Below are 12,766 nucleotides of genomic sequence, written 5' to 3'. Positions count from 1 at the left end.
TAATTAATAAGTATTATAAGTCACTATGCAATAATCAGAAGTACCACCAATTCAATATGAGTCCATAATGCATGTACTTGTATTACCAAATCAGTATGGATTACTTTCGTCCTTATTCCTTGCAGCAATTGTAAATGGTGCACCTTCTACAAAATCAGTATAATCAGTCCCTGCAGTTTTAACTAGTCTAGTATTAGTTTTTATATAATCATAATTTCAACCAATAAGATTTTGATCCATATGATCCAATAAATAAGAAGTTAAACTATCATCATCGTTAAATTTATTGCCATCTAGCATTCATTTTTTATCATGTAAAATAATACCGGGAAGTGAAATATAATATTGTTCATCTGCTGTTAAATTAATCGTTTTGCTATAATCATAATTTGTAAAACATAAATAAGGGCTAACAACAAATGGCAAATCAATTGGATAGCCTTTTATATATTTGGATCCTGGTAAAGGTGTGATTTCCATTTCTTTAACTACAATGTAGTCATACCATGTATCATCCGGAAGTATCGAATCAGTTCAATCATCTTGACCATTATTACTAATAAGTTTTAAAGTATAATCCACATCTTTTTGAACTTTATGACCGTTAATTGATTCAACTTTTGCATTGAATCAATTAACAAATTCAGCTTCTATTTCCTCAGAAGTACTTACAATTGTACTAGGGTCTGTTGCTTTATGTGGTTGAGATCTAATCATTATAATCCCACCTTTATTAATATCTTCCTTTATCTCTTTAGAATCAATTGCGATAGAATCGGGAAATAAGAAGAAGACAACTCAACTAAACAACATTATGATAACTACAAAAATGAAAATTAAATAGCATATTGCAGTTATTTTAAATATTTTTTTTCAATTTTTAGGCGTTCTATTTAAAACTGCATTATTACCAGAACCTGGAGATAATGCTAAATTTTCTTCATCATTTTCTAATATTTCATCTATGGTATTTTCAGCATCATTATCATTTGCTTCGCTCTCAACTGTTATATCATCAGAAGTATCTTCGTCGTAAATATTATTTTCAGAAACATCAGTATTATGATTTATAGAATCATTTACACCAAAGTCATTATTTATTGTTGGAAATTTATTGTTAGTTTTCATTTTTAAGACCTTTTCCAAATTTATTTTAAAGTTAAAATTTATTTGAATTAATATAAATAATCTGGTATTATTAACTTTATATATTTAATATAATTTTACTATAATTGACAAAAAAAATCAATAATACATGCTTATTGATTTTTTTTGTCAATTATTTAAGTTTATAAAATTATAAAATAAAATTTTAAATACAAAAAGAGTCCTTGTTTTCATTATTAAAATAAAATATTTTAAACATTTTTATAACTTAATAATATTTTTCCGTTAGTTTGAATATTTAGTTTATGATCAAAATTATAAATGAATATTGAATCACCCTTATTTATTTGATAGTCATTAATTACCGCAGAACCCTCAATAATAGTTAATTGTGCCCACTCATTGTCTAATTTTAATGTTTGATTCTTAGTGATTAAATGCAATGTAAAATATTTATTGTTGATTAATTCTCCATCATTAATGTTTTTAATGAAAAATTCATTATCAGGAATAGTTGTCACATTTAAACAATGATCAATGTGTAGTTCTCTTAAATCACCATTTTTATCCTTACGTTCATAATCATAAAAACGATAAGTGATATCTGATGATCTTTGTAATTCAAAAACACTAACACCCTTTGTGATTGCATGAATTTTTCCGGAGGGAACATTAATAAAATCACCTTTTTTAATTTTAATTTTTTGAAATAATTGATCTCATTTTTTGTCACTTACTAAATCATGTAACTCTTTTGCATCTTTGGCATAATGACCATAAATTAATTCCGCATTAACTGGACAATCAATTATATATCAACATTCAGGTTTCCCTAACATTTTATGATGTTTAATAGCATAATTATCATCGGGGTGAACCTGCACTGATAAATTATCATTGGCAGTAATAATTTTAGTTAATAATGGGAATTGTTCAATATTTCCAAATAATGATTTATTTTTTTCAAAAAATTCTTTAAAAGATTGACCACCTTCTAAATAAGTCATTCCATTTTCTAAGGCGCTAATTAATCAAGCCTCACCATATAAATTTGTATCTGGTAATTTAAAACCAAATTCTTTCAGTTTATCACCACCTCATAATCGTTCTGAAAAGAACGGTTTAATTTTTAACACTTTCATAATATCCTCACTTTTCATATTTTTACTGAATTGTTATTCTAATATATTGACCGGATTATTTAATCCAGCATTACTATTCGGTCTTTCAATTTGTAAACTTTTTTTCTCAATTTTTTCAAAAGTGATATCTAAATCTTTTGCTGATTTTGTGGTTTTATCTAATTGTTGTTTAACTTTGTTCCATCTTTCGTTTAATCGACTGTATTCATAACTAATTTCATTGATTAATTTATAAATTTTTTCAGCATTTTTAATTAAATTCTGTTTTTTATCGTCCTCTAAAATTAAGCGTAACATTAATGAAAGAGTTGTTGGTGAACAAAAATTAACTTCATTCTGATTTTTAACAACTAGTGTTTGAAAGTTGCTCATAATAAACCCAAATACTGATTCTGATGGAATGAACATAATTAAAACATTATTATCGCCAGGTTTTTTATACTTTTTAATTTCACTAATTTTCTTTTTGATATCTTCTTCAAAATGCTTTTGACATTCTTTAATTTCATTTTTATTACTTTCTGATTGTTCAGCCGCCTTTTGATATTTACTGTAATTTTCTAATGGAAATTTTGCATCAATTAAAATATTTTTATAACCATTAAAAATAACTGCATCTACATTCCCATAACCACTATTATTTGTATCTACAGTAATTTGAGATTGTTTCTCTCAATTCTTTCCATTAGGGGCACCTAAAAAATCTTCTATAATTTTATATAAAGAATATTCGCCTAAATTACCACGATTTTTAGATGATATAAAAATTGATTTGATATCAACAATATTTTGTTTTAATTCATAAATTGATTGTAGATTATTTTCTAATTTACCAGTTGCGTCTGTTAATTTAGCTACTTTGTTTAAATCGTTTTGGTGAGTTTTATCTTTAAAATCATTTATAGAGTTATTTAATTCTTTAATTTTTTCATTTAAAAAATCTAATTTACTGTTGTCTGTATTTCCTTCAACAATATTCTTACTACTTCTACTCTTATTTTTAAAAACATAAAATCCACCGATAAGAATAATTAATAATAAAATTACTAAAATAATATAAGAAATAATATCTGTCATTTTTAATTTTCCTAACTAAAACAATGATCATTGTTGTTATTTTAATTTATATTAATACTTTACTAAATTTTATTAATTTTATAAAAAAAGAACAACTTTATGTTGTCCTTTTTTTATAAAAAATATTAATAAAATAATATTTTTTTAATGACGATATATATTGAAATTTGATTTATAAATTTTATTTAAATAATAATTATTAAATAAAATTTTTGAAGTTGTACTTTCAACTTTTTCTTTTTCAACTTTTTTAGAGTTTTTAATAGTTTCTAAAGTACCTTCCCCTTTTTTACGTTTTACATCAAATTTTTTAAGAGAAATATCTTCGCCATTACGTTTTTTATCGTATAACAATCAGAAACCATACATTAAAGCAGTGATTGTTGCTCCAATAAACATAATTAATAATGCTAATAATGTTCATGTTCAAGCATCACCTCAACCATATTGTCCAGTATTGCCATTACCATGACCAACAGCGCTTAGAAAACATACAATTGGTCCACCGTGTCCAGCAATATCTGCAATACCTGCAACACCAGCAATACCACCAGCAATTGCTGAACCTACAATATTTGAAGGGATAACACGTTTTGGGTCGTTAACTGCAAAAGGAATTGCACCTTCTGAGATTCCAATACATCCCATTCCAAATGCTGTTGAACCCATTACTTTTTGTTCCTGACTAAATAATGGTCTAAAGATTCAAGTTGCCATTCCCATTCCTAATGGAGCTACTGGAATTGCACATGCCATCGCTCCCATCGGTGTATAGATATGATTAGAAATTAAACCAACACAAGTTAAGAATGCAACCTTATTAATTGGTCCTCCCATATCAAATCCGGCCATTGCTCCAATTAATAAACCGAATCCTAAACTAATGGCGACATTTGATGCATTATCGGTGTTACCTCAGGTATCTCCGATTCAATTTGAAAATTGTTCCATCACTCAACCAATAGGTGCTCCAATAACAAACATCATAATTAATGAATATACTGAACCAACTAAAATTGGGATTACAAAAATCGGCATTATTGGGCGCATCCCTTTTGGTACTTTTCAAGTGTCATTGATTCATTTAACTGTGTAACCACAAGCTAAACCAGCAGCAATCGCCCCAATAAAACCAGTAGGAGTTGTTACTGTGATCCCACCAATAGGATAAAATGCTGCTGGTGTATTACCAATAAACGATACAACCAGTGCTGGAGCGATAGCAGCTCGACCAGCGATTGAATTTGCAATAAATGCTCCTAAAATTGGAATCATTAATGTAAATGAAGCACTACCGATTCAGAATAAATAATATAAAATATTAGTTTGCGGTAATGTATCAGGATTCGCATCTGGACCATAAATTGATTTAGTCAAACCAATTGATAGAGCAATAAAAATTCCACCTAATATAACTAGAGGAACCATATAAGATACTCCAGACATTAAGTGTTGCATAATCCCTTGTTTTGAACCATTTGTTTTAAATATATCATCACTATCATCATCTTCTGATTTTTCTGTGACTTTACCTTTTGCAAAAGCATCCTCAATTAATTTTTCAGGATTCTTAATCGCATCAGAAACACGAGCTTTGAATATTTTTTTACCAACAAATTTTGAGCAATCAACCCCAATATCTGCTGCAATAATCACTACATCAGCTTCTTTAATTTCATTAGGTTTAATTTCATTACCCACACCACTTGAACCATGAGTTTCAATTTTTATGTCATAACCTAATTTTTGTCCAGTTTCTGTCAGTTTATCTGCTGCCATATAAGTATGCGCAACTCCTACTGGACAAGCTGTAATACCAACTATTTTTTTATTTAATTTTTTAACATTATCATCATTTTTAACTTCTTTATATTCTGATAATAATGTTTCTTTAATCTCATCATGATTTTTAGCATTACGCAGTTGATCTCTAACCTCTTTGCTAATTAATCTTCTTGAAATATTACTTAATAATGTTAAATGAATACTACTTGATTTATCTTCTGGAATTAGTAAACAAATTGCAACTTTAACTTTAGAACCATCTAATGATTTTCATTCGATTCCATTTTTAAATCTCATAAAAACTATTGAAGGTTTTAAAATCGCTTTAACTCTTGCATGAGGAATAGCGAATCCATCCTCAAAACCAGTAGTAACTTCTTTTTCTCTAGCGATTAAACCATCTTTAGTGGCTTTAGAACTATCAGAAATTTTTAATTTTTCTGATAAGTCAGCAATTTCTTGAAAAGCTTGATCCTGAGTTTTAGCATTGGAATCTAAGATAGTACAATTACTGTCGAAAAAAATGTTATCCATATAAACACTCCTTTCTGTGTTCTTTAACACATATTTTATTTATACTACTTATTTATGATAAAAAATAGTACAAATAAGTAAATTCATTCATTCAAAATTTGTATTATAAATAAAAAAATACCTAATTTATTAGGTATTTTTTTATTTATAAATTTTACTTATGTTTTAACTAATTTATAAATTATTTTAAAACTAGTAAATATCTGAACAATCAATAAATATTGTGTATTACCATATTGCTGTAGGACCTGAATTATCCATTGTTCCTTCTGTGTTTTGTGATTTAATGACTATTTCAAATTTATTCTCTGAAAAATTCATTCATTGGTATCATCGTTTACTTTCTTGTCATTGAAAATTATCAACTCCGGAGTAAATAGAAATTAAAATTAATGAATGTTCTGATTATGCAAAGAACAATTGCTTACTTTTTAAGTATAAATGAATACCGATGTTGATTTAAATATTTTAAAATATAATGATTTTGAAGTTTGCCGACCACATTAATCCTTTTACTACTAGCGCCATGTTTTAATCAAATATTCAGTTCACCTTTATAACGAGAAAATTCGTTATTATCAATTGTGACATCAAAGGCTTCAATTGGCATATCATTGTGATTTGGGACAATATTAAAGTCTGTGTAATTTAAATTTAATTTATCACTTCTTAACATGTATCCACTATTGTCCACACGCAACTGATGTGTACTTTTAAGCAGTCGAATTTCTTCATTAGTTAACTTATGACTAGAATTAATTATTAATTGAAATGGAGAGAAATTATTATTTTGATTGACTAAAACCACTAATTCTTCTGTACTGGTTTTTAAATCGCCAAAATAAATAAAGTCTGATCCTAATAACTTTAACTCTTGTATTTGTTCAAATAAGGAACGTTGCCGATGTTCTTCAAGGGTTACTAAACTTTGTTTTAAAGGTGGTCGTTTATAAGTTTGACCACCGACAAAACTACTGATTAACAAATTGTATTTTTTAAACATTTGATTCTGGTTGTAGTAATAATCTAAAGTTAAACCAGTAAAAGGTTTTAAATAAAAATTATGGAAAGCATCCACTTGTTTTAAATTTAAACCAAGAATAATTAATTCTTTTAACATCGCTTCATCAATAGTACTTGCATTAATACTAATAAAATACTGATGAGATAAATCGACAATTTCTTGTTTAGTAAATCCAAAATCTAATCTTAGATGCATCTCATGTTCTAATAATGGTTTAATTTGGTTTAAGTAATTTTTACTTATATCTATTACTATTTGAAAATCTAAATCTTTTAATAATTTTAAAATCACTGTTAATTCATAATAAATATCATTATTTTGTTCTGGAATATGCGCTGATAAAAAACAACGCTTAATGCCTTTTTGTGCAGCTAATTTAATATATTCAATGTTATCTTGTAAACTTATATTTAAACCTGGATAACAAGAAATCCCAATATTGTTATGCACCATTATTTTTTCGCTTATTAATAAACTCAAAGATTAAATAGATAATCATAATTATAATGAAGGAAAATCCACTAATTCCCATAAATACTAATCCACACACCAAAACATTACATCAATATAAAATACCACCGATAGCCAAAAAGATAAAAGCGACAACTAAACTAATATTAAAAATTAATTTCTGAACAGAATTAAAATTTCTCATACTTACAAATTAATGATCTTTGCTAAAATATTATGATTTTCTTGCAGTAATTTTTGAGCTTCCTTTTTATCTAGATTTTTTAAAATCATTAAACTAGAAATAGCACAATTGTAATTAGTTGCAATTAAGGTGTTTCGAATTAAATCGGTATCAGAATTTTTAGTAATTTTTTTTACAATATTGACACATCTTTCCTTCAATTTCTCATTTGTAGCCTTAATATCAATCATTAAATTATTGTAGACTTTCCCCAATTTGACCATCAGGGTTGTAGAGATCATGTTTAATACCATTTTAGTAGCAGTGCCAGATTTCATTCTAGTTGAACCAGTAATTACTTCTCCGCCTGTAATAATATCTATGACATCTTTGGTCACTGTTTTCATTTCAGAATCAGTTGTCATACATAAACCAGCAGTATATGCTCCTATTTCTCGAGCGTATGATAAAGCCTTGATTACATAAGGGGTTCTACCAGAAGCACTAATACCGATAATCGCATCTGTTTTATTAAAGTTAATTCTTTTTAAATCGTCTAATGCCAACTCTGTGTCATCTTCTGCACCTTCAATTGGATTTTCAATCGCCTCTTTACCACCAGCTATTAAACCTATAATTTTCCCGGGTTCAACACTAAAGGTTGGTAACATTTCTGATGCATCTAAAATTCCTAATCTCCCACTTGTTCCTGCACCAATATAAATTAAACGACCATTCTTTTGGAAATTAGGAAAAATATTATCAATCACATTTTCGATGTTCTGAATTTTCAAAGCTATTTGTCTGGCAATAATTTGATCTTCATTATTAATAATTTTTAAAATTCCTGCAGTTGATTGCCGATCGATATGATAGGAATTTTCATTTTGTTGTTCAGTATTTATTTTAGTTAAATCAATTTTCATTTTATTCTCCAAATTATACTACTTTTACTTTATTGATTTGTTTACGTTCATCAATAGGTTTTTGATAATATTTATAAATTCAAAAAGCAAAGATTCCAATAATAGTTATAAAAGCTAATGTTCATAAAACTTTTTCTCACATTACAACATTTTTTTCAGTGTAAATTTTTTTCATCTCTGCAGTACCGACCATCGCTAGTCGTGAATATCCTAAGTAAGTAATTAATCCCCCGGCGGTAGCAGAGATTAATAACGCTAATAAATAAATTGATACAGCTAAACCAATACGACCATCTGGGGTAGTCATTAAGAAAGCAGCTGGTAATCCTGAAGGTCCAAACATAGTATTCAAACCAATTGTACAACCTCCTCACATCGATACAGCACCCATGAAGAATCCTCCAAAACCAGCGCCAATTGAAGATGTAATAAATGGTCTAATTCTTGGTAAAGTTACCCCGTAAATTAAGGGTTCACCAATTCCAAAGATTCCTGGAATGATGGCCCCTGAAATTTGTTTCCTTAAATCACTACCTTTTTCAGATAATAGGTATAAGGTCATAGCGGTTCCGACTTGTGCAAATCCGGCCATTGCCAATATTGGGAATAATCCATTTACTCCAGTTTGATCAATTAAAACTTGATAAATTGGTACAAATCCCTGATGAACTCCGAATGCCACTGCTAATAAGAAAATAGAAGCTAAGAAAAAAGCACCAAACGGGTTATTGTACAAGGTTGAAAAAAATCATGCTACAGCTGTATATAAATATCCTGAAATTGGAATTAATAAGAAAAAGTTGACAAATAACATTCCAAAAATTACAACTGTAGGAGTTAAGATTGTATCTAACAGATTAGGAACAATTTTGCGTACTCCTTTTTCTAACCACAGTACGGTTCCACCCGCTAATAAAGCACCTAGAATATTACCTGAGGCATATGATAAATTAATTACTCCGTTTGCATCAATTGCTGGTCTAAAACCTACAATTAATCAATTATGTAAATTATTAGAAATATGAATTCCTAAAAATGTATAGTGATTAGTTGTACCATCTAGCACAAATGGCGATACCACCTGAGTGGCGAACGATGGAACATACATACATGCAGCAATCGCTCCAAGCACACCACTTCCGCCAAAAACTTCAGTGGTTCTTCATCCAACGATCACAATAAAGGCATCTTTTCATAGATTTAGTGATACAGATAAAAAGTTAAACCATGATTGAGCTACAACACTATCTCAAACACCGTTAGTGCTGGCAGTTGATTGTAAAATACCTGCGACTCCCGATAAAATACCAGCTCCAATGAAACCTATAATCATAGGGGCAAATATTTTACTAAATTTAGCCAAAAATAATTGAATCCAACTAGTTTGTTTTTTTCTTAATTCAGTTTTAAATTCAGCACCTTGCTCACCAGCACTTTTAAATTCATCGCTAGAAGATTCTGAATTTAAAACTTCATTATTTTGTTCTGTTCATATTTTTTCAAATTTCTCACGCACTTTAGTTACCCAACCTGGTCCTAAGACAATTTGAATTTCTTTGTCTGAAGGTTGAATGACCCCCAAAACAGTTTCGGTTGATTTGATTTTATTAACTGTCTCTTTATCTATTCCAGAATTTAAATTAATTCTTAAACGGGTTTGACAATTGGTTACAGTCTGAACTTTTTGATCACCAATTAAACTCAGTAATTCACTGGCCGTTTTATTGGCATCTTTTTTCGCCATAATATAATTTCCTTTCATTTTTTATACTTTAATTTTATTTTTTAAAATGAAAATATAAAAGAAAAAGACAAATTTATGCAATTAGTTATCATAAATTAAAAATAATTTTAATTATTTAATAGCGATTATTTTCCTGAATATTTTGATATTTCTTTATATTCGATAAATATAATTTTAAAATAATTTTTTCAATCAAATATAACATAGTTATTCGCGATTTAATTGACAAAATTTTCAAGTAATTATCCATAGAATTAATCATTAATGCTATATTTGCCTCTTTAAATAATTCACAATTATTATTGCCACTAATTGTAACAATTTTAGTTTTGTTTAATTTTGCTTTATAAAACATTTTTAATATTTCTTTAGTTTGTCCACTATAAGATAAGATAATTAATAAATCATTTTCTTTTAAATTAGTCGCATTTACATAATTTAAATGTGGATCAAATTCAAATTTAGCATTAAAACCTAATCGTAATAAACGGGTTTGTAATTCAAGTGCTATCGGATTATTGCCCCCTACTGAACCTATTACTATTGTTTTGGCATTGATGATATATTCATTGATTTTTTCGTATTGTTCATCACTATTAACAATATTGGTTTGAATGATTGGCTCAAAAAAATACTCTTTTTCAAAATCAATATTATCTAAATTTTCAACAATTTTTTCATTTTCATTTAGTAGTAAATATTTAAATTCTTTAAATCCTTCAAAACCATTTTTTTTAAAATACCTTGTAACATTAGAGGTTGACAAAAAACAATTTTTAGAAATTTCATTAATATCTAAATTAATATTTTTTTTATAACATTCATAAATGTAATCACAGATAATATCATCTTTATCTTTGTTATTAAAAATATAAGTTAATGCTGATTTCTTCATTATTTACTTCCTAATTTTTAATTTATATTTTTAATAACACTCTATTTTTATATACATCGTTTAAATTATATAAATGTTCAATTTCCGCATAAGCAGCTTTTAAAGAATTTTTAGTTGAATTCCAACCAATTCCATCTGTTAATCAAACAAATTTGATATTTTGTTTATTTTTAAAATTTTTATTTAATTCAATATAACTTCTAGACGTTTCATTTAATTTAGAACCCGAAGAACTATAATAATTACATTCAACTAAATATAATTTGTTATTTTTAAAATATGCAAAATCATATCTTTTGGCTTTTTCTTTAGGAATTAAATTAAATTCACTATACAAATCATTATAATTTAATTTTAATTTTCTATTTATTGAAATATTCGTAGCTTCTCTAATATAATCAAAATTATTTTCCTGTAAATATTTTTCAATTAAATCTTGAAACAATGTTCCGCTACGATTTTTTCTAGCATTAGAGTCTAGACCGACTTCTATCCCTTTAATATAAGAATAAAAATCAATTTTTTCATTAATCAATTTTATTATTCCTGATTTTTTTAAAAAATCACGATATAAATTTATTTTATTTATTTCAAATATATCCAAATTAAAATTTATTATTTCATTATTTATTAAAAAATATTGATTCATTTCTTTTTTATCAATTCTTTTTGCTAACAATAAAAATATAAATTTTAAAAAATCTGGTTTATTATTTAATAATTTTAATAAGTCATCTTCTATTGATTTTGATTTTTTTAAAGATTCTAAGTCTTTTATAAAAGAAATTGAAAAATCTAAATTCTTATTAACTTTTGTAAAATCAGTAAAAAAATCATATTCCTTTAATGTTTTTTGCATTGAATTTAAAAAAATATTAAATTCACTCTTTATTTTTTCTATAATAAATACCTCTTTTATTAATTTTTTTCTAATTTATAATTAGTGATTATTAATTCTGTGACTTTACTTCTTTTGCTACCGTCAGAATTAACATTTCTACTCGCTTTGATATATTTAAAATTAAATTGCTCATATAAATTTTGAATAAATTCTGTATTATGATTCGACATCATAACAAAACACCCCATTTTATCTAACTTCTTGAACATATCTGCTAATTTCTTTTGGTCATCTCTGTTGAAACCAGTTTTATCATAGGATGTAAATGTATTTTTATTTAAAACATCATAAGGCGGATCGAAATAAATAAAATCACCTTTAGAAACATAATTTATGATATCATTAAAATCTTTATTCAAGATGTTAACTTTTTTTAAAAAATTAGATATATTTTTTAAATTTTTAATATCATAAAAATTAACTTTTATTTTCCCATTTCAAGGTGTATTGAAATAGCCATCTGAATTAACTCTGAACAAACCATTAAAACATGTTTTATTTAAAAAAATTGTTCTTGCAGCTTTTTTAAAAACATCTATCTCTTTAAAAGTTTCATCGCGATCCCATTGTCTAATTTCATAAAATTTATTTTTTGGATCTAACATAAAATCATCATTTATTTTATTAATTTCACAAATTAACTTTTTATAATCTTTACGAATACAATTATAAACATTTATTAATTCTGAATTAATATCATTAATTAAAATTTTTTTTTCAAAATTGTTATTTAAATTTAAATCAGAAAAATAACCCATGAAAACTGAACCTGCCCCTACAAATGGTTCTATAAAATTATTAAAATTTTTTGGCATGCTATCATAGATATGTTTGGATATATTTCTTTTTCCTCCGGGTCATTTTAAGAAAGGTTTTAACTGCAAATCAATATCTTTATTTTTAATAATTATCGGATAAATTGATTCATCATCCTTTATAACTTTATTAATATTTTTATTCATACCCTAAATTTACCTTTTATTAAATTCATAACTTT

Annotated in this window: 10 protein-coding genes; all 10 read right to left on the bottom strand. The window is 26.5% G+C overall.

What is annotated here, in order from left to right; genetic code table 4:
* Positions 1-3 precede the first annotated feature (3 nt).
* The 10 genes from AAHM77_RS01180 to AAHM77_RS01135 all read right to left on the bottom strand — a co-directional run bounded on the left by AAHM77_RS01180 (position 4) and on the right by AAHM77_RS01135 (position 12,731).
* Entirely contained in the window at positions 4-1,128 is a 1,125-nt protein-coding gene (locus AAHM77_RS01180) for a hypothetical protein (protein WP_342252309.1), read from the bottom strand.
* A gap of 230 nt (positions 1,129-1,358) precedes the next feature.
* Entirely contained in the window at positions 1,359-2,249 is an 891-nt protein-coding gene (locus tag AAHM77_RS01175; RefSeq protein WP_342252308.1) for a type I phosphomannose isomerase catalytic subunit, read from the bottom strand.
* Positions 2,250-2,282: 33 nt separating this feature from the next.
* Complete coding sequence (gene rmuC / locus AAHM77_RS01170) at positions 2,283-3,326, bottom strand: DNA recombination protein RmuC (RefSeq protein ID WP_342252307.1); 1,044 nt, start codon at positions 3,324-3,326, stop codon at positions 2,283-2,285.
* Positions 3,327-3,470: 144 nt separating this feature from the next.
* Complete coding sequence (locus AAHM77_RS01165; RefSeq protein WP_342252306.1) at positions 3,471-5,645, bottom strand: PTS fructose transporter subunit IIABC; 2,175 nt, start codon at positions 5,643-5,645, stop codon at positions 3,471-3,473.
* Positions 5,646-6,069: 424 nt separating this feature from the next.
* Positions 6,070-7,122, bottom strand: a complete 1,053-nt coding sequence (locus tag AAHM77_RS01160; RefSeq protein ID WP_342252305.1) for a MupG family TIM beta-alpha barrel fold protein — start codon at positions 7,120-7,122, stop codon at positions 6,070-6,072.
* 204 nt (positions 7,123-7,326) lie between these two features.
* The gene (murQ, locus tag AAHM77_RS01155) at positions 7,327-8,229 is read right to left on the bottom strand and encodes an N-acetylmuramic acid 6-phosphate etherase (RefSeq protein WP_342252304.1); all 903 of its coding nucleotides are present in this window, start codon (positions 8,227-8,229) and stop codon (positions 7,327-7,329) included.
* A 13-nt stretch (positions 8,230-8,242) separates the two neighbouring features.
* The gene (locus AAHM77_RS01150) at positions 8,243-9,973 is read right to left on the bottom strand and encodes a PTS transporter subunit EIIC (protein WP_342252303.1); all 1,731 of its coding nucleotides are present in this window, start codon (positions 9,971-9,973) and stop codon (positions 8,243-8,245) included.
* A 115-nt stretch (positions 9,974-10,088) separates the two neighbouring features.
* Positions 10,089-10,868 (bottom strand): MurR/RpiR family transcriptional regulator, encoded by a 780-nt coding sequence (locus AAHM77_RS01145; RefSeq protein WP_342252302.1) that lies wholly within the window; start codon positions 10,866-10,868, stop codon positions 10,089-10,091.
* A 22-nt stretch (positions 10,869-10,890) separates the two neighbouring features.
* A complete protein-coding gene (locus AAHM77_RS01140) occupies positions 10,891-11,736 on the bottom strand; it encodes a DpnII family type II restriction endonuclease (protein WP_342252608.1) in 846 nt (281 codons plus the stop codon).
* Positions 11,737-11,786: 50 nt separating this feature from the next.
* Positions 11,787-12,731: a DNA adenine methylase gene (locus AAHM77_RS01135; RefSeq protein WP_342252301.1), complete on the bottom strand. Its 945-nt coding sequence runs from the start codon at positions 12,729-12,731 to the stop codon at positions 11,787-11,789.
* Positions 12,732-12,766 lie beyond the last annotated feature (35 nt).

Origin of the sequence: Spiroplasma endosymbiont of Amphibalanus improvisus, assembly GCF_964030645.1 — a bacterium.
Classification (GTDB): Bacteria; Bacillota_I; Bacilli_A; order Mycoplasmatales; family Mycoplasmataceae; genus CAXIPX01.
This window is presented reverse-complemented; position numbering and strand designations above follow the sequence as displayed.